The organism is Aeromonas salmonicida (assembly GCF_028355655.1).
In the GTDB taxonomy this organism is placed as follows: domain Bacteria; phylum Pseudomonadota; class Gammaproteobacteria; order Enterobacterales; family Aeromonadaceae; genus Aeromonas; species Aeromonas salmonicida.
In genome coordinates this window covers 3,644,805-3,667,053 of the sequence record NZ_CP110645.1, presented here as the reverse complement: position 1 = coordinate 3,667,053, position 22,249 = coordinate 3,644,805, and the positions used below count along the sequence as shown (strand labels likewise).

At 58.1% G+C, this 22,249-nt stretch carries 22 protein-coding genes; 15 read left to right on the top strand and 7 right to left on the bottom strand.

Annotation, left to right across the window (positions count from 1 at the left end; translation table 11 throughout):
• Positions 1-20 precede the first annotated feature (20 nt).
• Complete coding sequence (locus tag ONZ54_RS16965; RefSeq protein WP_271786738.1) at positions 21-1,154, bottom strand: methyltransferase; 1,134 nt, start codon at positions 1,152-1,154, stop codon at positions 21-23.
• Between the two features lie 194 nt (positions 1,155-1,348).
• On the opposite strand from ONZ54_RS16965, the gene ONZ54_RS16960 reads away from it, so the two are divergent.
• The 9 genes from ONZ54_RS16960 to nqrM all read left to right on the top strand — a co-directional run bounded on the left by ONZ54_RS16960 (position 1,349) and on the right by nqrM (position 9,208).
• Positions 1,349-1,669, top strand: a complete 321-nt coding sequence (locus ONZ54_RS16960) for a BolA family protein (RefSeq protein WP_170946468.1) — start codon at positions 1,349-1,351, stop codon at positions 1,667-1,669.
• Between the two features lie 440 nt (positions 1,670-2,109).
• The gene (locus ONZ54_RS16955; protein ID WP_058393508.1) at positions 2,110-3,453 is read left to right on the top strand and encodes a Na(+)-translocating NADH-quinone reductase subunit A; all 1,344 of its coding nucleotides are present in this window, start codon (positions 2,110-2,112) and stop codon (positions 3,451-3,453) included.
• Positions 3,454-3,456: 3 nt separating this feature from the next.
• Positions 3,457-4,686, top strand: a complete 1,230-nt coding sequence (locus ONZ54_RS16950; RefSeq protein ID WP_271786737.1) for an NADH:ubiquinone reductase (Na(+)-transporting) subunit B — start codon at positions 3,457-3,459, stop codon at positions 4,684-4,686.
• Complete coding sequence (locus tag ONZ54_RS16945) at positions 4,676-5,464, top strand: Na(+)-translocating NADH-quinone reductase subunit C (protein WP_271786736.1); 789 nt, start codon at positions 4,676-4,678, stop codon at positions 5,462-5,464. The genes ONZ54_RS16950 and ONZ54_RS16945 overlap by 11 nt, the downstream gene beginning before the upstream one ends.
• Positions 5,457-6,089, top strand: a complete 633-nt coding sequence (locus tag ONZ54_RS16940) for an NADH:ubiquinone reductase (Na(+)-transporting) subunit D (protein WP_005311984.1) — start codon at positions 5,457-5,459, stop codon at positions 6,087-6,089. Before ONZ54_RS16945 ends, ONZ54_RS16940 begins: the two co-directional genes overlap by 8 nt.
• Positions 6,090-6,092: 3 nt before the next feature.
• Positions 6,093-6,689, top strand: a complete 597-nt coding sequence (nqrE, locus tag ONZ54_RS16935) for an NADH:ubiquinone reductase (Na(+)-transporting) subunit E (RefSeq protein ID WP_005311986.1) — start codon at positions 6,093-6,095, stop codon at positions 6,687-6,689.
• An 18-nt stretch (positions 6,690-6,707) separates the two neighbouring features.
• A complete protein-coding gene (gene nqrF / locus ONZ54_RS16930) occupies positions 6,708-7,931 on the top strand; it encodes an NADH:ubiquinone reductase (Na(+)-transporting) subunit F (protein ID WP_005311988.1) in 1,224 nt (407 codons plus the stop codon).
• A gap of 3 nt (positions 7,932-7,934) precedes the next feature.
• On the top strand, positions 7,935-8,972 hold the full coding sequence (locus ONZ54_RS16925) for an FAD:protein FMN transferase ApbE (RefSeq protein WP_011899001.1): 1,038 nt from the start codon (positions 7,935-7,937) through the stop codon (positions 8,970-8,972).
• 11 nt (positions 8,973-8,983) lie between these two features.
• On the top strand, positions 8,984-9,208 hold the full coding sequence (gene nqrM / locus ONZ54_RS16920) for a (Na+)-NQR maturation NqrM (protein WP_005311992.1): 225 nt from the start codon (positions 8,984-8,986) through the stop codon (positions 9,206-9,208).
• A 96-nt stretch (positions 9,209-9,304) separates the two neighbouring features.
• Here nqrM and ONZ54_RS16915 read toward each other — a convergent pair whose 3' ends face one another.
• The gene (locus tag ONZ54_RS16915) at positions 9,305-9,523 is read right to left on the bottom strand and encodes a hypothetical protein (protein ID WP_021139366.1); all 219 of its coding nucleotides are present in this window, start codon (positions 9,521-9,523) and stop codon (positions 9,305-9,307) included.
• 130 nt (positions 9,524-9,653) lie between these two features.
• Here ONZ54_RS16915 and dinB point away from each other — a divergent pair, with 130 nt between their 5' ends.
• From dinB to rlmM, 6 genes are all read left to right on the top strand, one after another.
• The gene (gene dinB / locus ONZ54_RS16910; RefSeq protein WP_271786735.1) at positions 9,654-10,706 is read left to right on the top strand and encodes a DNA polymerase IV; all 1,053 of its coding nucleotides are present in this window, start codon (positions 9,654-9,656) and stop codon (positions 10,704-10,706) included.
• A gap of 66 nt (positions 10,707-10,772) precedes the next feature.
• Positions 10,773-12,914, top strand: a complete 2,142-nt coding sequence (locus tag ONZ54_RS16905) for a methyl-accepting chemotaxis protein (protein WP_271786734.1) — start codon at positions 10,773-10,775, stop codon at positions 12,912-12,914.
• A 282-nt stretch (positions 12,915-13,196) separates the two neighbouring features.
• Positions 13,197-14,117 carry a transcriptional regulator GcvA gene (locus ONZ54_RS16900; protein ID WP_005312000.1) on the top strand — a complete coding sequence of 307 codons (921 nt, stop codon included), beginning with the start codon at positions 13,197-13,199 and terminating at the stop codon, positions 14,115-14,117.
• On the top strand, positions 14,110-14,748 hold the full coding sequence (locus tag ONZ54_RS16895) for an alpha/beta family hydrolase (RefSeq protein ID WP_271786733.1): 639 nt from the start codon (positions 14,110-14,112) through the stop codon (positions 14,746-14,748). Before ONZ54_RS16900 ends, ONZ54_RS16895 begins: the two co-directional genes overlap by 8 nt.
• A 32-nt stretch (positions 14,749-14,780) precedes the next feature.
• The gene (locus ONZ54_RS16890; protein WP_125595797.1) at positions 14,781-15,167 is read left to right on the top strand and encodes a DUF423 domain-containing protein; all 387 of its coding nucleotides are present in this window, start codon (positions 14,781-14,783) and stop codon (positions 15,165-15,167) included.
• Positions 15,160-16,254, top strand: a complete 1,095-nt coding sequence (gene rlmM, locus ONZ54_RS16885; RefSeq protein WP_059112140.1) for a 23S rRNA (cytidine(2498)-2'-O)-methyltransferase RlmM — start codon at positions 15,160-15,162, stop codon at positions 16,252-16,254. Before ONZ54_RS16890 ends, rlmM begins: the two co-directional genes overlap by 8 nt.
• A gap of 84 nt (positions 16,255-16,338) precedes the next feature.
• Here the strand turns inward: rlmM and ONZ54_RS16880 are convergent, their stop codons facing one another.
• The 5 genes from ONZ54_RS16880 to ONZ54_RS16860 form a co-directional block, all read right to left on the bottom strand.
• Entirely contained in the window at positions 16,339-16,782 is a 444-nt protein-coding gene (locus ONZ54_RS16880) for a hypothetical protein (RefSeq protein WP_005312007.1), read from the bottom strand.
• 121 nt (positions 16,783-16,903) lie between these two features.
• The gene (locus tag ONZ54_RS16875; RefSeq protein WP_058393501.1) at positions 16,904-17,911 is read right to left on the bottom strand and encodes an isocitrate dehydrogenase; all 1,008 of its coding nucleotides are present in this window, start codon (positions 17,909-17,911) and stop codon (positions 16,904-16,906) included.
• 164 nt (positions 17,912-18,075) lie between these two features.
• Positions 18,076-18,873: a flap endonuclease Xni gene (gene xni / locus ONZ54_RS16870; protein WP_212540292.1), complete on the bottom strand. Its 798-nt coding sequence runs from the start codon at positions 18,871-18,873 to the stop codon at positions 18,076-18,078.
• Between the two features lie 165 nt (positions 18,874-19,038).
• The gene (gene ppnN / locus ONZ54_RS16865) at positions 19,039-20,394 is read right to left on the bottom strand and encodes a nucleotide 5'-monophosphate nucleosidase PpnN (protein ID WP_021139357.1); all 1,356 of its coding nucleotides are present in this window, start codon (positions 20,392-20,394) and stop codon (positions 19,039-19,041) included.
• A 161-nt stretch (positions 20,395-20,555) separates the two neighbouring features.
• Positions 20,556-22,175, bottom strand: a complete 1,620-nt coding sequence (locus tag ONZ54_RS16860; RefSeq protein WP_087756282.1) for a GGDEF domain-containing protein — start codon at positions 22,173-22,175, stop codon at positions 20,556-20,558.
• Positions 22,176-22,249 lie beyond the last annotated feature (74 nt).

Here is a 22,249-nt window from a genome sequence, read left to right as displayed (position 1 = left end):
GGTTTCCTTTAACCTTATCTTTAGCGTTTGATGGCTTTCAAAATAACGAATTTGCTGTTCGACGCAACGACTTGTGCGTTGGCAAACAGGCGCTTGAGTTTGTTGTGATAATCCAGATGACGGTTGCCTACTATCCAGAGTTCGCCCCCCTGGGGCAACACCCGGTGGGCATCGGTGAACATCTGCCAGGCGATATGATCGGTAATAGCCTGCAACTGGTGGAAGGGCGGATTGCAGAGGATCCTGTCCGCCGAACCGACCGTCACGCCGTCGAGACAGTTATTGACCATGAAGCGGGCTCGTGGCATGCCGTCTGGCAGATTGTGCTCGACGTTGAGTTGCGCCGAGGCCACTGCCATATAGGACTCGTCGATGAAGGTCACCTCCACCTCGGCATCCTTCGCCAGCAGTGCCAGCCCCAGCACACCGTTGCCGCAACCGAGATCGATCACCTTGCGCGCACTGTGGACAGGCAAATTGTCCAGCATGAAGCGGGCACCTATATCCAGGCTGGTGCGCGAAAACACGTTGGCATGGTTGTGGATGAGCATGCCGGTGCCCTCCAGCGGCCAGACCGTCGGATAGGGGTTGGCCAGTTCCGGGTGTATCGCTTGCGGCTCACAATGGATCAGGCGCGCCTTCTTCCAGGCCAGCGAGGTGCGGGTTGGCCCCAGGTATTTTTCAAACAATGCTAGGGTCGAGCTGTGAATGTCCTTGGCCTTGCCGGCGGCAATGACGCGAGTAGCCGGTGTGACCACCGCACGCAATGCCAGCAGTTGCTGCTCCAGCAGCGCCTGATACTTGGATACCTTGATTACTACCAGTGCCGGGGCCAGGGGCAGTGGCGCGAGCGCATCCTGCCATCTGATGGCGTGAGGATCCAGCTCGTTCTCTGCGAGGTTGGCAAGGGTCGCCCGCTCGCTGATATAGGAGTCGCTGACACAGACAGGGGCGTGAGGATGCAGAAACGCCGCCAGTGCGCCGAAGCCGTCATTCATGATGATGACTGGGCCGGCTTGCTCGAGTGGCGTCTCAGCCAGGGTATTGATCAGATACTCGTCTGCCGCATCCCAGGCTTGCAACGGATCCTGGCTCTGGCGTGGGTAGCGATACAGGGTCAGACGACAATGAGCCGTGTCGAGAAGGGTTTGCATAAGCGAGAGTCCAACGTGATTCATAAAACAGGCGCCGACGGGGCGCAAAGTGGCGCTATTCTAGCGGGGGCGGAGAATTTCACCAGTCCGGCAGCTGTGTGTGCGGGGCATATTTGCGGCTATTTTCCCACGCCGGGCAATTTCGTCATACCGCCAACTCTGGCTACAATGGCCGGACATCTATTTTGGGAGTGATGCTCGTGACCATGCAACAACAGATAGAGGCCAAGCTGGCCGCTGCCTTGTCCCCCACTCATCTGGAGGTCGTCAACGAAAGCTATATGCACAGGGTGGCGCCGGGTTCCGAGAGCCACTTCAAGGTGGTGGTGGTGAGCCCGCATTTCGAAGGTCAACGGTTGCTGGCCCGTCATCGTCAGGTCAATGCCGTGCTGGCCGACGAGCTGGCTGGCGCCATTCATGCACTGGCGTTGCATACCTATACTGAGCAGGAGTGGTTGCAAAGGGAACAGGCACCAAAGACGCCGAGCTGTGTCAGCAAAAATGGGCTGGCCTAACATTATTGACCAATCAGTTACTTAATCTGCGACCAGTTAACAATTAACAAACGTTTTTGGGCTGCGTCTTGTGTCCGGAAGCAGGGCGCTATTCCCCTGCCCATACATCAAAATTTCTAATCCATTTTTGAACATAAAAACTATTACCTATTTTGGGGTATTAATTGCTAACTCAACGCAGAGCCTGAGGTTTAGCGAAAAAAACGGTGCGATTAAATTTCGATGATTTTGTGATAGAGCGGGGATTTTCCCCATTTTGCATAGAAGCTGACTTGCCATAAGTGCTAAACTCAAGCGCTTTTGAATGACCCTGTATGTTGCTGATTTGTTTGTCGCTTCGACATTATCCTGCAACATGAACGGGCTCATTCAACAACTCGTCGTGATGTATTTCTCGGCGCTAACCAACCTGTCTTCCCTTAACGGTAGTGCAAGTGAGTATGATTACAATTAAAAGAGGACTGGACATCCCCGTGCTGGGTGCTCCGGAGCAAGTAATCTACGATGGCCCGGCCATCACCCGTGTTGCTACACTCGGCGAAGAGTTCGTGGGGATGCGTCCTACTATGCTTGTCAAAGTAGGTGATCGCGTCATTAAAGGTCAGGAGCTCTTCGAAGATAAGAAGAACCCTGGCGTTAAATTCACGGCCCCTGCCACCGGTGTGGTTTCAGAGATCAACCGGGGTGCCAAGCGCATTCTGCAATCCGTTGTCATCGATATCGATGGGTCTGACGAGCAGGTGACCTTTGAACACTTTGCGTCTGCCGAGCTGGCACAGCTCGCGCGCAGCAAGGTGCAGGAGATCCTGGTCGCATCAGGCCAATGGACTGCGTTGCGTACTCGCCCGTTCAGCAAGGTGCCGGCCGTGGAGTCTTCTCCCCGTGCCATTTTCGTCACCGCCATGGACACCAACCCGCTGGCTGCCAATGCCGAGCTCATCATCAAGGAACAGTCACAGGCTTTCCTCGATGGTCTGGCTGTATTGACGCGCCTGACCGATGGCGCCGTCTACGTCTGTAAAGGCGAGGCCAGCCTGCCGCACGCTTCTCTGGCGCAAGTCAAAGAAGAAGTGTTCGTCGGTCCGCATCCTGCCGGTCTGCCAGGCACCCATATCCATTTCCTGGATCCGGTCAGTGCCAAGAAGGTGCAGTGGTACATCAACTATCAGGATGTCATCGCGTACGGCAAGCTGTTCACCACTGGCCAGATCTTCACCGACAAGGTGATCGCCCTGGCTGGCCCGAACGTATTGAAGCCTCGCCTGCTGCGTACCCGCATGGGCGCCTGTATCAGCCAGTTGACCAACAACGAGCTGCGGGCGGATGAAAACCGCGTCATCTCCGGTTCCCTGCTCAGTGGTGCCAAGGCCGAAGGGGTCCATGACTACCTGGGTCGTTACCACAATCAGGTGAGCGTGCTGAGTGAAGGCCGTGAGAAAGAGTTTCTGGGATGGGTCAACCCCAGCGCCAGCAAGTTCTCCATCACCCGTACCACCCTCTCGCATTTGGTGAAGGGCAAGCTCATCAACTTCACTACCACCACCAACGGTAGTGATCGCTCCATGGTGCCTATCGGCAACTATGAGCGTGTGATGCCGCTCGACATCCTGCCGACCCTGCTGTTGCGGGATCTGGTCTCCGGTGACATCGACAACGCGCAAGCGCTCGGTTGTCTGGAGCTGGATGAGGAAGATTTGGCGCTCTGTACCTTCGTCTGCCCCGGCAAGACAGAGTACGGCCCGATCTTGCGTGAGTGCCTGACCAAGATAGAACTGGAAGGTTAAGCGATGAGTTTCAAGCAACTTCTTGAAAATATGGAACATCACTTCGAGCCGGGTGGCAAGTACGCCAAGTACTATGCCCTGTTCGAGGCGGCGTATACCCTGTTTTATACCCCCGGGTCCGTGACCCGCAACGCTGCCCACGTCCGTGATGCGATCGATCTGAAGCGCATGATGATCATGGTGTGGCTGGCTGTGTTCCCGGCCATGTTCTGGGGCATGTTCAACGTCGGCAATCAGGCTATCGCAGCTATTGCCCATCTGGGTACCGTTGCCGGTGCTTATACCTGGCAATATGCGCTGGCGCAATTGCTGGGTGCCTCGCTGGATCCAGCGGTTGCCGGTATCGGCAGCAAGATGCTGATCGGTGCAACCCACTTCCTGCCAATTTACCTGACCGTGTTCCTGGTCGGTGGTTTCTGGGAAGTGCTGTTCGCCATGGTGCGCAAGCACGAGATCAACGAAGGCTTCTTCGTGACCTCCATCCTGTTTGCGCTGATCGTGCCGCCCGCGCTGCCCCTGTGGCAAGCCGCGCTGGGCATCACCTTCGGTGTGGTACTGGCCAAGGAAGTGTTCGGTGGTACCGGCAAGAACTTCCTGAACCCGGCCCTGGCGGGTCGTGCGTTCCTGTTCTTCGCCTACCCGGGTCAGATCTCCGGTGATGCTGTCTGGGTGGCCGTTGATGGCTACTCGGGCGCGACCGCGCTGAGCCAGTGGGCCCAGGGCGGCCAGATGGCGCTGATCAACGGTGCAACCGGCCAGACCATCAGCTGGATGGATGCTTTCCTTGGTAACCTGCCGGGTTCCATCGGTGAAGTATCCACCCTGATGATCCTCATCGGTGCAGCCATGATCGTCTACATGCGGATCGCCTCCTGGCGCATCATCGCAGGCGTGATGATCGGCATGGTCGCCACTTCCCTGCTGTTCAACGTCATCGGTTCCGATACCAACCCCATGTTCAACATGCCGTGGCACTGGCATCTGGTGCTGGGCGGCTTCGCCTTTGGTATGGCCTTCATGGCGACCGATCCGGTCTCCGCTGCCTTTACCAACAAGGGCAAGTGGTGGTATGGCGCGCTGATCGGCGTCATGGTTGTGCTGATCCGTGTCGTGAACCCGGCGTTCCCGGAAGGCATGATGTTGGCCATTCTGTTTGCCAATCTGTTTGCCCCCTTGTTTGACCATTTCGTGGCGCAGGCGAACATCAAGCGGAGGATCGCTCGTGGCGTTTAATAAAGACTCTACTGTCGGCACCCTCACCATAGTGACCGGTCTGTGTCTGGTATGTTCCATCGTGGTCTCAGTGGCTGCTGTGGGTCTGCGTCAGGCTCAGATGGAAAACAAGGCGCTGGACAAGCAAAGCAATATTCTGTCCGTTGCCGGTGTCGATGTCAGCTCGGTGGCCAAGCGTGATCTGGCCCAACTGTACGGTGACAAGATTGAAGCGCGTCTGGTTGACCTGACTACCGGTGAATTCGTTGACGGCGATGCCGACAACTTCGACACCAAGCTGGCAGCAAAAGATCCGGCCAAGAACATTCGTCTGGCTCCTGCCGACGACAAGGCTGGTTTGCGTCAAATCTCTAGACTGATCCCGGTGTTCTTCGCCAAGGATGCCGAAGGCAAGGTCGACAATATTATCCTGCCGATCTACGGCCAGGGTCTGTGGTCTACCATGTATGCCTTCGTTGCCGTGGCGGCTGATGGGGAAACCATCAAGGGCATTACCTACTATGACCACGGTGAAACCCCGGGTCTGGGCGGCGAGATCGAGAACCCGGCCTGGCAAGGCCTGTTCAAGGACAAGAAGCTGTTCGATCAGGACGGCATGCCAGCCTTGCGAGTCATCAAGGGCCATGCCCCTGAAGGTTCCGTGCATGAGATCGATGGCCTGTCTGGCGCGACTCTGACCGGTAACGGTGTACAGCACACGTTCGACTTCTGGATGGGACCCAAGGGCTTTGGTCCTTTCCTGGCCAAGATTCGTGCAGGAGAAATCAACAATGGCTGACAAGAGCGAAATGAAGAAGTTGCTGTTGACGCCTGTGCTCGGCAACAACCCCATCGCCTTGCAGGTGCTGGGTGTCTGTTCCGCGCTGGCCGTTACCAGCCAGATGAAGACGGCATTCGTGATGACGCTGGCCGTGACCGCGGTGACCGCCTTCTCCAACCTGTTCATCTCCCTGATCCGCAACCAGATCCCGAACAGCGTACGGATCATCGCCCAGATGGCGGTGATTGCCTCGCTGGTTATCGTGGTTGACCAGGTGCTCAAGGCATATGCCTATGAGATCTCCAAGCAACTGTCGGTGTTCGTGGGCCTCATCATCACCAACTGCATCGTGATGGGTCGTGCCGAAGCCTATGCCATGAAGAGCGCCCCGCTGCCCTCCTTCCTGGATGGTATCGGCAACGGTCTGGGCTACGGCGCCGTGCTGCTGACCGTAGCCACAGTGCGTGAAATCCTGGGCTCCGGCACCTGGTTCGGTATCGAGCTGCTGCCGCTGGTGAACAATGGTGGCTGGTATGTGCCTAACGGTCTGCTGCTGCTGCCGCCGAGTGCGTTCTTCATCATTGGTCTGATCATCTGGGGCGTTCGCACCAGGGATCCCAAGCAGGTGGAGGCGAAGGATTAAGGTATGGAACACTATCTGAGTCTGTTGATTCGTTCGATTTTCATCGAAAACCTGGCCCTCTCCTTCTTCCTGGGGATGTGTACCTTCCTGGCGGTGTCCAAGAAGGTCAAGACCGCCATGGGTCTGGGGATTGCCGTTATCGTGGTTCAGACCGTTGCCGTTCCGGCCAACAATCTGATCTACAACTACGTCCTCAAGGATGGCGTGCTGGTCTCCGGCCTGGATCTGAGCTTCCTGAGCTTCATCACCTTTATCGGTGTGATAGCAGCCCTGGTGCAGATCTTGGAAATGGCGCTGGACAAGTACTTCCCTGCGCTCTACAACGCGCTCGGTATCTTCCTGCCGCTCATCACAGTGAACTGCGCCATCTTCGGTGGCGTCTCCTTCATGGTGCAGCGTGACTACAACTTCGTGGAGTCTGTGGTCTATGGCGTGGGTTCGGGTGCCGGCTGGATGCTTGCCATCGTGGCGATGGCGGGGATCCGCGAGAAGATGAAGTACTCCGACGTGCCGCAAGGTCTGCGTGGACTGGGCATCACCTTCATCACCGCGGGACTCATGGCGCTGGGCTTTATGTCCTTCTCTGGTATTTCCCTGTAATCGGAAAAGGAATAATAGATGGAAATTATTCTGGGTGTGGTCATGTTCACCGTGATCCTGCTGGCTTTGGTGGCAGTCATTCTGTTCGCCAAGTCCAAGCTGGTGACCGCAGGTGACGTGACAATCAGCATCAACGGCGACCCGGCCAAGGCTGTCACCAGCCCGGCGGGTGGCAAGCTGCTCGGCGTTCTGGCCGGCAGCGGCATCTTCGTCTCCTCCGCCTGTGGCGGCGGTGGCTCCTGTGGTCAGTGCAAGGTGCGGGTGAAAGCTGGCGGCGGTGATATTCTGCCGACCGAGCTGGATCACATCAGCAAGGGTGAAGCCCGCCATGGGGAGCGTCTGGCCTGTCAGGTCACAGTGCGTTCCGACATGGATATCGAGCTGCCGGAAGAGATCTTCGGGGTGAAGAAGTGGGACTGTACTGTTATCTCCAACGATAACAAGGCCACCTTCATCAAGGAGCTCAAGCTGCAGATCCCCGATGGCGAGAGCGTCCCGTTCCGCGCCGGTGGTTATATCCAGATCGAAGCCCCTGCTCACCATGTGCAGTACAAGAACTTCGATATTCCCGAGGAGTATCGCGGGGATTGGGATCGCTTCAAGATCTTCGAACTGGAGTCCAAGGTCAACGAGCCGATCATTCGTGCTTATTCCATGGCCAACTATCCGGAAGAGTTCGGCATCATAATGCTGAACGTGCGGATCGCGACCCCGCCACCCAGCAACTGGACTGCGCCTCCCGGCCAGATGTCCTCCTATATCTTCAGCCTCAAGGCTGGCGACAAGGTGACCATCTCGGGTCCGTTTGGTGAGTTCTTCGCCAAAGACACCAATGCTGAAATGGTGTTCGTCGGTGGTGGTGCGGGTATGGCGCCGATGCGCTCCCATATTTTCGACCAGCTGCGTCGTCTGAAGACCCATCGCAAGATGAGCTTCTGGTACGGTGCCCGTTCCAAGCGCGAGATGTTCTATGTCGAAGACTTCGACATGCTGGCGGCCGAGAATGACAACTTCCAGTGGCACGTCGCCCTGTCTGATCCGCAACCGGAAGACAACTGGGATGGCTACACCGGCTTCATCCACAACGTCTTGTTCGAGAACTATCTCAAGAACCACGAGGCGCCGGAAGATTGCGAGTTCTACATGTGTGGGCCTCCCGTCATGAATGCTGCCGTCATCAACATGCTGAAAAACCTCGGTGTTGAAGACGAAAACATCCTGCTGGATGACTTTGGTGGTTAATCAATGCACAGTGTTGTAAAGACCTGGCTAGCCTTAGGGCTAGCCTTTTTCTTGACGGGGTGCGGTCAGGAAACGGTCCAATCCAAGCCGGAGATCCACATCACCGGCAGCACCATGGGTACCTACTATTCCATCAAGGTGGCAGATAACGTCATCACAGATCCGGCCAAGTTTCAGGCTGAGGTCGACGTCCTGCTGGAGCGGGTCAACGACCAGATGTCGACCTATCGTCCCGATTCCGAGCTGTCGCGCTTCAACCAGCACAGAAGCTCGACCCCTGTGGTGGTCTCTCGCGATACCGCCCGGGTGGTGACTGAATCCCTGCATCTGGGCCGTGAGAGCCGCGGGGCGCTTGACGTTACCGTTGGCCCCTTGGTCAATCTGTGGGGCTTCGGACCGGATGCGCGTCCGACCAGGATCCCGTCCGAGGAGCTGATCACCCAGACCCGTCAGAAGACAGGTCTGGGCAATTTGCATGTGATTACCTCCGCCGATGCCGATACGTTGCAAAAAGATATTCCGGACCTCTACGTGGATCTCTCCGCCATTGCCAAGGGCTTTGGGGTGGACAAGGTGGCTGAGTATCTGGAGTCCATGGGGTCTCGCAACTATCTGGTGGAGATCGGTGGCGAGCTGCGGATCAATGGCGTCAACGGCAAGGGGCACCCCTGGCGTGTGGCCATCGAGAAGCCGACCGCCAATGCCGGCTCTGTGCAGGAAGTGATAGTGCCGGGGGACAACGGGGTTGCCACTTCAGGCGAGTACCGCAATTACTACGAAATGGATGGCCAGCGTTTCTCCCACACTATCGATCCCATGACGGGCAAACCTATCCAGCATCGCATGGTATCGGTGACCGTCATTCACCCTTCCTGCATGACCGCAGACGGGTTGGCGACCGTGTTCATGGTGCTCGGGCCCGAGAAGAGCCTGGCGTATGCCAAGGAGCGCGGACTGGCGATCTTCGTGATCACCAAGACGGCCGATGGTTTTGACGAAGCCTATTCAGATGCGTTCAAACAGTACCTGGTTAGAAAGTAAGGGGCACCAGCATGCAGATTTTTCTGATCACCTTCGGGGTATTTCTGGTCGTTGTAGTGGCCATGGCCATAGGTTACATCTTCCAGAAGAAGACCATTTCCGGCTCCTGTGGCGGACTGGGCACTATAGGTATCGAAAAGGAGTGCGATTGCCCGGAACCCTGTGACAACCGCAAGAAGAAGATGGCCAAGGAAGAGGCCCGTCGCAAGATGCTGACCGATAACCGGATCATCTGAGCGGGCCAGGGTTTTCGAGTTGTACTCGGGCCAAGGCTGAATGGCAGGCGGGCTGACCTTAGGGTCAGCCCGCCTTTTCTTTGGCGGGAGGGGGATTCAGTAGTCGTATTGATGACAGGCTTTCTTTTTGAACTCGGCCTTCCAGCGCGCCAGTTCCTCCCGTGTTCCCAGTTCATCCCCTTGCTTGATGGCCTTCTCCAGTGTCTCGATGCGATCATGCAGCCAGCTGCATTCGGCGGTCGGATGGTCCTTGGTTCCGCCAAGCAGCGGCAGCAGACAGAGTCCCAGTCCTACTCCCAGCCAGAGTGCTCTCATTCCTTTCCTCCTTGTCATTTGTTGTGAGTGGTGTCTTAAGAGTCTATGCCTGCTCGTTGTTTCATGCCGATGGCAGAAACGGGTGCGCTGGGTTAGCATGGGTGAGTTAACTGTTTATCCGTACAGTGGTATGCGCAAAATCATTCACATCGACATGGACTGCTTTTATGCGGCGGTAGAGATGCGGGACAACCCGGCTCTGCGGGACGTACCCTTGGCGATAGGGGGCTCTTCCGATCGGCGGGGGGTCATCTCGACCTGCAACTATGTGGCGCGCCGTTTCGGGGTGCGCTCCGCCATGCCAAGTGGCCTGGCCAAGAAGCTCTGCCCGCCGCTCGTACTCATACCGGGACGAATGGCGGTCTACAAGGATACCTCTCGTCAGCTGCGCGCCATCTTCTTGCGTTACACCGAGCTGGTGGAGCCGCTTTCGCTGGACGAAGCCTACCTCGATGTCACCGAGAGTAACTGCTGTGGTGGCAGTGCCACCCTGATGGCGGCCGAGATCCGCCAGGCCATAGTGACCGAACTGGGGTTGACCGCTTCGGCCGGGGTGGCACCGAACAAGTTTCTGGCCAAACTCGCGTCGGAGCAGCGTAAACCCGACGGCCTGTTCGTGATCCGGCCAGAGGAGGTGGATGAGTTCGTGCGCCAGCTGCCTTTGGCCAAGTTGCCGGGGATCGGGCGCAAGACGGCCGAGCGGCTGGAGTCCCAGGGACTCTATTCGTGCGAGGATGCGAGAGTGCTCAGCAGTGATGAGCTGATCGCCCGGTTTGGCAAGTTGGGGGAGATGCTGACGGGCCGGATCTGGGGCCGTGATGATCAGCCGGTGCAGGCGCAGCGGATCCGTAAAACCATTGGCGTGGAGACAACGCTGGCCAGCGATGTGCTGGATGAAGCCGCCTGCTGGCAGGTACTGAGTCAGCTTATTCCCGAGCTGGAGCGTCGTTTTGCCGCTGGCTATGCCAGGGAGCAGTTGATGGGGCAGGGGATCAAGCTCAAGTTCGCCGATTTTCAGCAGACCACTGTCTATCGCCGTGGCGGCTATCAGCCCGAGCTGTTTCACGATCTGCTCCATGAGGGGCTGCTGCGGGCGCAGGGCAAACCCATTCGATTGCTCGGGCTGGTTGTGGGCTTGCCTCGTGACGGGGAAGTTAACCAGCTGAGCCTGGATTTTGCTTGATTAGGTTAAGTTTTTGTATCCAAAACCGATACACTGATCACATCTGTATGAGCTAGGAATGGTGGCATGAGTTCTCTTTCTGTTCAGGGGCGGATCACCCTGATCGCCGGTTGTTGTTTATTGGCCAGTGCTGGTGCCCTGGTTGCCTCTTCTCTTTATAGCGCCGCCCGGATGCAGGATCAGGTGCTGACCTCCACCACTGAGGAGGCGCAACGCTCGGCCGAAAACTGGATGAAGGCGATGGGATCCGAGCAGGCGGCCAAGGTCACCAGCTATCTGGATGAGGCCTATTTTCGTACCACTCTGCTGGCTCAGAGCATATTGTTCCAGCGCAAGAATGCGGCCGACAACTTTGGCTCTTCCGAGGCGCTGCGTGGTGCCGTCAATCAGCAACTGCACGATGCGGCGGCGGCTTCCGCCAACCTGCTTGGTGTCTATGCGGTGTTCGAGCCCGATCAGCTGGATGGGGAGGACAGCAACTACCACGGTTCCAGCGAGCTGGGTGCCAATGACAAGGGGCGCTTCTCCACTTACTGGGCCCGGGTCGACGGCAAGATTGAAGCTGAGGTGCAAGACGAATCCGTGCTGGCGGACGAGAGCCCCACGGCAGCAGGTGGCGTGGAGAACGACTGGTATCGTTGCAGTATTCGCAGCAAGGCGCTCTGCCTGCTCGAGCCCTACCTCGATGATGTGGGGTCGCAGAAGGTGCTGATGACCTCGGTGACAGTCCCTCTGCTGGAGCAGGAGACCCCGCTTGGCATGGTCGGGGTCGATATCTCGCTGGCGACCCTGCAAAGTCTGGTCAAGGAGATGGATCAGGCGCTGTACGACGGACAGGGCAAGGTACTGCTGGTCAGTCACGAAGGGCGAGCCGCCGGGGTGGATGGGTTTGACGTAACTCTGGGCAGCCCGTTGGGGCAGCAATATCAGGCACTGGCTGGCGATCTGACAGGCTGGATCGGCCAGGGGCAGACAATGACACGCTGGAGTCCTGACGGGACTCTGCTGCAAACCTTCGTGCCGGTCAGCATGCGCGGCACCGAGCACAAATGGGGCATCTATATCGAGCTTCCCCGCACCGTTGTGCTGGCCTCGGCCCGCCAGCTGCAAGACGAACTCTCCAACCAGGCCAATGGCAGCGTGGTCACCCAACTGGTGATTGGCGGCGTGATTTCGGTGGTAGCCTTGCTCTGCATCTGGCTGATGGCTCGTCAAATAGTCGCCCCCATTCGCGCCGTGGTGGCTCGCCTCAAGGACATAGCCACGGGGGAGGGAGACCTGACCCAGCGGATTGACCTGCATCGCGATGACGAGATTGGCGAGTTGGCCAAGTGGTTCAACAGCTTCCTCAACAAGTTGCAATCCACCATCAGTCAAGTGATCGATACCGTTGCGGGCACCCGTGCCAGTGCGGAGCAGGCGGCTCAGGTTGCCGAGCGCACCAGTGCCGGCATGCAGGCCCAGTACCAGGAGGTGGATCTGGTGGCGACTGCATTCGAGGAACTCAGTGCCACTGCCTTGCAGGTGGCGGGCAACGCCAACTCGGCGGTGGCGGCGGCCAACCAGGCAGATACCTCGGCGCAGGAGGGCAAGTATGTGGTGGCCGATACCCAGGAGGCCATGCGCAAGTTGATGGCGGTGATCAGCGATGCCAAACCTGTGGTGGAGCGACTCGCCGCCAATAGCGACAACATCAACGACATACTGGTGGTGATCCAGGGGATCGCCGAGCAGACCAACCTGCTGGCGCTGAACGCCGCCATCGAGGCGGCGCGGGCCGGTGAACAGGGCCGTGGCTTCGCCGTGGTAGCCGACGAGGTGCGCAATCTTGCGGGGCGTACCCAGAATGCCATCGTCGAGATCCAGACCCTCATTGGGCAGTTGCAATCCGGTACCGAGGCCGTGGTCAAGGCGATCATGACGGGTCACAGCCAGGCGGATGTGACGCTGACAAAAGTGGATCTGTCGGTCAGCGTACTGGAGCAGATCATCCATGCGGTGGCGACCATTCATCAGATGAACGAGCAGATTGCCCGAGCGGCGCATGAGCAGAGCGGGGTGGCGGACGAGATCAATCGCAATGTCAGCAACATTCGTGATGTGAGCCATACCATACGGGCCGAGGCGGCGACCTCCGCCGAAAATGGGCGCGAGTTGTCGGCGCTGGCGGACAAACAGCAGCAGCTGGTGGGGCAGTTCAAGGTATAGGATAAGAAAAAAGGCGCCATCCAACCGGAGGCGCCAAACACATTCAGATGACAGACTGGGTTAAATCGGTCCGATTTAAGCCCCTCTTCCCGCAGAGGAAGAAACACAACACCACAATCGCAGACCTCTGACTCACAAAAATCACATGTAAACCAACATGGAAGAGAAAAAGTGAGCCATATGACAACGGATTGCGAAGCGAATTATGTTTATTCACTGGTCGACCCGCAACCGACAAATTATAATGCGGCCCATTAGAAAAACTCATCGTCGGCTGGTCTCATGTCTCGTCGTTTACCCCCGCTCAATGCCCTGAAAGCATTCGAAGCCGCGGCTCGTCACTTAAGCTTCACCCGGGCAGCGGAAGAGCTGTTTGTGACCCAGGCTGCCATCAGTCACCAGATCAAGGCGTTGGAAGAGTATCTCGGCATCAAGCTGTTTCGCCGCAAGAACCGCTCCTTGCTGTTGACTGAAGAGGGGCAGGGTTACTTCCTCGATATCAAAGACATCTTCACCTCCATCTCGGAGGCGACCGACAAGCTGCTGGCCCGCAGTGCCAAGGGGGCGCTCACCGTCAGCTTGCAGCCAAGTTTTGCCATCCAGTGGCTGGTACCCAGACTGGTGAAGTTCAGCGAACGTCATCCGGACATAGACGTACGGATCAAGGCGGTGGACATGGACGAGGGGTCGCTGACCGACGATGTGGACGTGGCCATCTACTACGGCCGTGGCAACTGGCCTGGACTGCGTGCCGACAAGCTGCACACCGAGTACCTGATCCCTGTCTGCTCGCCGCTCTTGCTGACCGGCCCCAAGCCGCTGCGCACCCCGGATGATCTGATCCGCCACACCTTGTTGCACGATACCTCCCGCCGTGACTGGAAGGCCTGGTTTCGCCAGCTCGACATTGATGCGCCCAACGTCAATCAGGGGCCCATCTTCAGTCACTCCACCATGGTGATCCAGGCGGCGATCCACGGTCAGGGGGTGGCACTTGGTCACAGTGTGCTGGCCCAGCCAGAAATCGAAGCGGGGCGCCTTATCTGCCCGTTCGAGCAGGTGCTGGTGAGCAAGAATGCGTTCTACCTGGTATGCCAGGAGCAGCAGTCCGATCAGGGCAAGATAGTGGCCTTCCGCGACTGGATGCTGGAGCTGGTGGAGCAGGAAGAGGCTCGTCGCAGGGCACGGCTCGCCGATGCCTGATGTGATGAGAGAGGGGGCGAGTGATGCCCCCGTTCGCATTCTGCTGGCCCATGGCGCCGGGGCCGGCATGGAACACGCCTTTCTTTGCGAGCTGTCACGCCTGCTGGCGGGGCCCGATATCGAGGTAGTGCGTTTCAACTTTCCCTACATGACCAAGCGGGCCCAAGATGGCAAGCGCAGGCCGCCGGACAGGCAGCCGGTATTGCTCGACCATTGGCGCCAGATGGCGCAGCTGTTTGCTCACCCAAGGCTGTTCCTGGCGGGCAAGTCCATGGGGGGACGCATGGCGGCAGAGCTGTATGGCGAAGGTGGGGACGAGATGAATGCTGCAGGATTGCTCATTCTCGGGTATCCTTTCCACCCCCCGGCCAATCCCGACCGCTGGCGGGGTGAGGTGCTCAAGCAGATCAAGACGCCGACCCTGCTGTTGCAAGGGGAGCGCGACACCTTAGGCACGCGCGCCGAACTGGCAGATTTTCCCTTCTCACCCCACGTATCGGTCCACTGGCTGACCGATGGTGACCATGGCTTCAAACCGCGAAAAGCCAGCGGCGTGAGCGAGCAGGAGAACCTGCAGCAGGCGGCTGATCATATCAGGTGCTTCATCGCGGCGACGCTGGCACAGGGCTGACGGTCGCGAGGGAGAGAACGAGGAGGGTAAGAATGCAGATCCATCGACATTGGCTGGTACTGGCGGGTTTTTTTGGCCTAACGGCGACCATGCTGGGGGCTTATGGCGCCCACGGTCTGGCGGCGAGCGGTATTACGGCTTCGCAGCTGGCGGCGTTCAACACTGCCGTGCACTATCAGTTTTTTCACGCATTGGCCCTGCTGGTGCTGGGTTGGTGCGGTGTGCGCAGCAAGGTAATCACCTTTGCGGGCTTCGCATTTGTGCTGGGGATCCTCGGATTCTGCGGCAGTATTTACGCCATGGTGCTGCTTGGCAGCAAGGGGCTGGGGCTCATTACCCCGGCCGGTGGCCTCTGTTTTATGTTGGGATGGGCGGCTCTGATATGGGCTGGCTGTCGTCTTGGAGGAAAAAATGAATAATCTGCTGCTTTATTGCCGCCCCGGTTTTGAGAAAGAGGCGGCGGCAGAGATCACCGAGCGTGCCAGTAACATGCAGTGCTACGGTTTCGCCCGGGTCAAGGACGACAGCGGTTATGTGATATTCGAGTTGTATGACGAGGAGCAGGCCGATCTGCTGGCGCGCAAGCTGCCATTCAGAGAGCTTATCTTCATCCGTCAGATGCTGGTTGTGACCCATGAGCTGAAGGATCTGGATGTCGCAGATCGGATCTCGCCCATCATAGAAGCGACTCGCGAATACACCATCTGTGGCGATCTGCGAGTTGAAACCGCCGATACCAACGAAGCGAAAGAGCTGTCGGCCTTCTGCCGCAAGTTCACAGTGCCGCTTCGTCAGGCCCTGCGCAGCAAGGAGCTGCTGACCAAGAAAGAGACGCCGCACCGTCCGGTGTTCCATGCCTTCTTCATGGCCAACGATCACCTGTTGCTGGGGTATTCCTACTCGTTCAACAACTCCGAATTCCACATGGGTATTCCCCGTCTGCGCTGCCCGCCGGATGCACCGAGCCGATCCAGCCTCAAGCTGGAAGAGGCCTTCTATGTGTTCGTACCGCGGGAAGAGTGGGACCTGCGCCTCACCTCCGGCATGAAAGCGGTCGATCTGGGCGCCTGTCCGGGTGGCTGGACCCATCAGCTGGTGCGTCGCGGCATGATGGTGACAGCGGTGGATAACGGCACCATGGCCCAGTCCCTGATGGATACCGGTCAGGTGAAGCACCTGCGTGATGATGGTTTTGTGTGGCGCCCCAGCAAGAAGAATATCTACTGGCTGGTGTGCGACATGGTGGAGAAGCCGGCGCGGGTTGTTCACATGATCGCCGACTGGTTCCGCGAGAACGACTGTCAGGAGGCCATGTTCAACCTCAAGCTGCCGATGAAGAAGCGTTACGCCGAAGCGGTACACAACATAGAGGTGTTGCGCGGCCTGCTCAAGGAGGTAGACAACGCCTTCGTCATTCAGGCCAAGCAGCTCTATCACGATCGCGAAGAGATCACGGTACACGTCTACAACAAGTACTGGGTCTCCAAGCTGGAAGCCAAGGAGTGACATCCGGTTCCTTGCAGTGAGCAGAAAAAAGACCGATGGCAGTGATGCCATCGGTCTTTTGCTATCTGCGCCATGCAGCCAGTGTCAGAAGCGGTAGTCGAGACGCAGGGATGACTCGTCATCCGTGACTTTGAGCTCTATCTGCAGGGGAATGCTCTTGTCGACCGGATTGAACTGCAACTTGACCCCATCCCCTCTGAGTTTGATGGCCGTATTCATGCCCGCAGCCTTGAACTTGATCCTGGGTTTGTGGTGCTCGAAGGAGAGGCTTACGCTCTTCTCCGCCGTCAAATTCAGTTTCTGGTATGCGGTAACCTGCTGGTTGCCGTCGCTGTCCGTCATGATGTCTACCCCGAAGGAGAGCGGTTTGGGCGCCTTGAGCAGATCATTGGTATCCAGACTGGAACGCCATACCTGACTGGCGGGCTGCGACTGGGCTGCCGGAAGCTGTTTCCAAGCATTTTCGACCGGTCTGTCTACTGCCATGACGCTGCTGCTGATAAGCAACAGGGGAAAAATAGCGCGCATAATGGATCTCCTTATCCCTTATGCATTGAACATAGTAGCCAATTGACTAGGCGGGTAGCGTGCCGCGAGATAAAACAAGGGGAGCCTGAGCTCCCCTTTTAAATCAATGAATTAAGATGAATTACAAACGGTCTATGATGGATTGGGTGAACTCGCTGGTAGAGGCGGTCCCCCCGAGATCACGGGTCACGCGATCACCGGATTCGATGGTGGCGCGCACTGCCTCACGGATGCGCTCAGCCTTGTCCTGCATGCCCAGGTATTCCAGCATCTGGATGGAGGCGAGGATCACCGAGGTCGGGTTGGCGATGTTCTTGCCTGCGATATCCGGCGCCGAGCCATGCACCGCTTCAAAGATGGCTGCGCCATCGCCGATGTTGGCGCCAGGTGCCATGCCCAGACCGCCCACCAGGCCGGCGCACAGATCCGAGAGGATGTCGCCAAACAGGTTGGTGGTGACCATGACATCGAACCGCTCCGGGTACATCACCAGGTTCATGCAGGCGGCATCGACAATCATTTCTTCGCTCTGGATATCCGGGTAGCGAGCGGCGACATCGCGGGCCACTTCCAGAAACAGGCCAGAGGTGGACTTGAGAATGTTGGCCTTGTGGATGATGGTCACTTTCTTGCGTCCTTCCTGGCGGGCCAGTTCGAAGGCAAACTTGACGATGCGTTCTGCCCCGTCGCGGGTAACGATACTCATCGCCTCGGCGCTATTGTTGTCATCACTGCGCTTCTGGCCGGCGCCCGAGTACATCCCTTCGGTGTTCTCGCGCACTGTGATGATATCGATGTTCTCGTAACGACTCTTGGTGCCCTTGAAGGAGATGACGGGGCGGACGTTGGCGTAGAGGTTGAATTTTTTGCGCAGGGAGACGTTGATGGAGGTGAAGCCGCCGCCGACCGGGGTGGTGAGCGGGCCTTTCAGGCTGACCTTGTTCTTCTCGATCAGATCCAGGGTTGCCTGGGGCAGCAGCTCGCCGTGCTTCTCCAGCGCGACCAGACCGGCATCCGCATACTCGTATTCGAAGTCACAACCGGCGTGGGTCAGGATCTGGATGGCGGATTCGATGATGCTGGGGCCAATGCCGTCGCCCGGGATGACGGTAATCTTTCTTTTTGACATGAGAGGTATCCACTTCTAGGGAACAGAGGGGGAGGATTCGGCCGTTTTATACCATTTATACAACTAACCCTCCATGTTTCTTTACATTCTATCTGTTTTTGTCAACAGCAAGGGTGAGTCCCGTCATGATTGGCAGGATTGCTGGTCAATGGGGGAAGCCGGTGTCATGCCTCGCTCTCGGGTGCTGGAGGATAGCGTATTTCCCGCAAGTTGAAACCCAGGGGAATATCACGCTGCAGCCGGACCAGACGCTGGGCCAGCAGAGCATCGTCCTGATGCTGGCGCAGCTTGAGCAAGGGCTTGCTGGCCTCCTCCTGTTGGCAGGCTGCGAGCAGCGCCGACAGGCTGCCATATTGCTGCAGCAATTGGGTCGCCGTCTTGGGGCCTATGCCGGGCACCCCCTTGATATTGGATCCGCCGATGCCGGTCAGGGCCCAGAAATCCACCAGCTGGGCCGGGGCCACGCCATATTGTTGCTCGACAAAGGCGGCATCCAGCCAGCGTTTGTTGAAATAGTCCCTGATCTGGATCTGCGGGCAGATGAGCTGACAGAACCCCTTGTCGGTAGAGATGATGGTGGCCCTTGCCCCGTGCTGGGCGATGCCGCTGGCCAGGGTGGCGATGAGATCGTCCGCCTCATCGGTCTGGGAGAGCAAAGCGTCTACGCCACACTCCCAGAAGGCATCCTGCAGCGTGTTCAGACCTTCACGCAGCTCCACCGGCATGGGGGTTCGCCCCTCCTTGTAGGCCGGGTAGACCTCTTTGCGCCAGCTGTGTATCTCGCCGTCGAATACCGCTATGACATGGGTCGGCTCGCTGCCCGTCAGCAGCTTGCGGCAGGTATTGATGAGATTGGCACGGGTGGCGATGAGCGCCTGGGCCGGGGTCAGCGCCTGCTGGGCTTGCACCGCGTGCAGACGGCGGATGAGGTTGAGGGCATCGATGATAAGCAGGTGTGGCATGGGGGACTCTTGGCAGTCAGGACGCGCCATTGTAACAACTGGCAGCCTTGATAACAGTGTTCAGGTGGTGCCAGAGCGTCAGATGCTCATACAGATGGCAAAAGGAAGGGGCGCTGCTGCGCCCCTTGTGCCATGTTGTCGCTGGTCACCGGCGACTAACAGCCTTTAACGAACTATCTCGTAACAGGGTACGTATTGGGTGCCAGGCAGCTTCATGCGCTGTTGTTTGACGAAGCTCTCCAGCAGCTTGTCCATCAGGTGCATCAGCTCCTTGTCGCCGTGCAGCTTGAAGGGGCCTTTCTTCTCGATGGCGCGTATGCCCCCTTCCTTCACATTACCGGCGACGATGCCGGAAAAGGCGCGGCGCAGGTTGGCTGCCAGCAATTGGGGCGGCTGGTTGCGATGCAGATCCAGGCTGGCCATGCTGGCGTGATCCGGCTCGAACGGCAGCTGGAACTCGGGCTCGATCTTGAGGGACCAGTTGAAGGAGTAGGCATCGCCGACCGATTTGCGATATTCGCGAATTTTCGGCATCGCTTCCTTCATCACCCGTGCCACTTCCGGCGCATCGCCAACGATGATCCGGTAGAGGCTGGTAGCGGGTTCGCCCAGGGTAGCCTTGACGAAGTCATCGATGGCGCGGAAGTAATCGGCGCTTTCTTTCGGACCGGTCAGGATAATCGGCATGGGTTGGCGCTCGTTGGCCGGATGCATCATGATGCCGAGCAGATAGAGCAGCTCTTCGGCCGTGCCGACCCCGCCCGGGAATATGATGATGCCGTGGCCCAGACGCACGAAAGCCTCCAGCCGTTTCTCGATATCCGGCAGTATCACCAGCTCGTTGACGATGGGGTTGGGCGGCTCGGCGGCAATGATCGAAGGTTCGGTGAGACCTATGTAGCGGCCATTGCGTACCCGCTGCTTGGCGTGGCCGACGGCGCCCCCCTTCATGGGTCCTTCCATGGCACCCGGACCGCAACCGGTACAGATGTTGAGCTCGCGCAATCCCAGCTCGCTGCCGACCTCGCGGGTGTACTGGTATTCAATGGGGTTGATGGAGTGGCCGCCCCAGCAGACCACCAGATTGGGATCAGCCCCCGGCAGGATCGCCTTGGCGTTGCGCAGTATGGCGAACACCACGTTGGTGATATGGGTGGAGCTGGTCAGGTTGACCAGTCGGTTCGACTCCAGCTGGGTCGACACATAGAGGATGTCGCGCAGCACGGAGAAGAGGTGCTCCTGAATGCCACGGATGATCTCGCCATCCACAAAGGCATGCTCGGGGGCATTGAACAGTTCGAGCTTGACCCCGCGCTCGCGCCGGATCACATGGATATCAAAGGATTTGAAACGCTCCAGTATCTCTTTGGAGCTGTCGGTATGGCTACCTGAGTTGAGCACCGCCAGCGAGCAGTTGCGAAACAGTTGATAGATATCGCTGGAAGCAGTCTGTTTGAGGCGATCCACCTCGAGTTGTGACAGCAAGTCCATGCTGCCCACAGGATTGATGTGCGTAATCATAAGTTCCCCTTTCACTCGCTTGTTATCGTTGTGCTTTTCCCTGGGGAGAAAACAGGATGCCATGTGGCATCCCTTGAATTTGATAGTAGATGTAAGCGGTAGGGCAGGGGAATAGGGGAGAAGTGCGTTTGCTGCTTTTTTAGCCGCCGCTCAGCCCGGATTCAGGCCAGATTGACCTGATCCCGACCCGAGTGCTTGGAGCTGTAGAGCGCCTTGTCGGCTCGCTCGAACGCATCCGTGGTGTGATCCCCTTCCCGAAACAGGGTGGCACCGATGGAGATGGTGATCTCGACCCTGGCATCCCGAAAGCGGAACGGAATGCTCTTGATGGTCTGGCGCAGTGTCTCCAGCGGCTTCTGGTATTTGTCCGGGTTGATGTTCGGCAGCAGCACCACGAACTCCTCACCGCCAAAGCGGGCGATGAAGTCGGTATCGCGCAGGGCGCCCTGCAATGCCTTGGCCACCACCTTCAACGCCTTGTCGCCGGCCATGTGGCCATAGTTGTCATTGATGTTCTTGAAGTGATCAATGTCTATGATGGCCAGACAGAGCGGAGTGTTGTAGCGCAACCAGCGCTTGTATTCGAGTTCGAGCCGCTCGTCCAGCGCCGCCCGGTTATGCACCTGGGTCAGGCTGTCGAGGAACAATTTGTGTTTCTGGATGGTGAGCCGCTTCTTGTACTCGGCGGTCTCCTCCTTCATCAGCCGCAGCTTGGCCTCCATGGTGGAGAGGCGGGTGAGCAGGTGGCGCTCACGGGCAGCCATGGCCTCCCTGTCCTGCAGCAGCATGTTGATGGCACCCATATGGCCCGAGATGGCACCCTTGAGCTCGTCGAAGGTGTCGTGGCTGGCCAGGGTATGGTCGAGGGCACGTAGTTCCTTGTCGATGGCCTGACGGGTATCCTGAGTGGCGCTTTGCAGGGCGCGCCCTTCGTCGAGGGATTCGGTGAAGCTGAAATGCACCGCAGAGAGGCTCTCGTTGAGGGTGCTCAGGAAAGCCTGGGAGGATTTTCGCTCCTCGCGGGTGCCCTCAATGATGAGCTCTATCACCTGCAGGCAGATCTCCGCCAGCAGCGGTGGCGTGATGCCATTGAGCAACTGGCGGCGGATATCCGCCAGACTCTCGCCAACGGCGCCGGCAAAATCCAGCTCTGTGATGAGCCGTTGCAACTCGTCGGCGATATGGGCGTGAGCCTTGGCGTCAAACGGGATCACAGGCTCAGGGGACGAGAGCTCCGTGATGGCCATGGCCTGCACGCTGGCGGCGGGCGCCGGGGCTAGCAGGGGCTGGGTCGGCAGCAGCTGGATCTTGATGGCCTGCTGGTAAAACTCCAGCAGGCGGATCACTTTCTTTTGATGGTCGCCGATGCCATAGCCATCCGGGCTTGCCAGAAACTCCTTGAGGGACTTGCGGGTATCCTCCGGGAAGCCCTTGATGGATTTGAGCTGTTTGGTGCCAAGGTCGATGGCGGACTTGGTCAGGCTGATGGACTCTTCCAGCGCATTGCCATGTTGCTGCAACAGCTTTTCGATGACGGCGAGGTCGGCATCCAGCGAGGAGAGCGGCGGATTGCCGTCGAGTTTTTGCTTGAGCTTGGCGAGCTTGTTGTCCAGCTCCCTGTCATGGCCACGACAGGCTTGCATCAATTTACCGATGAACTGGATGCTGCGGGCTCGCTCTGCATCGGAAAAAGTGACTATGCCGTCTAGCTCCAGCTGCTTTTGCTGAAGGGATTCCCTGAGTCTGGCCAATTGTCCTGCTACGGCAGCGATATCATTCATTATTCAGGTCGCCCTGTTGTCATCATCGTTTTTGTGTTGGATAGCAACGGCGGTCGAACCCAGTTCCAGACCCA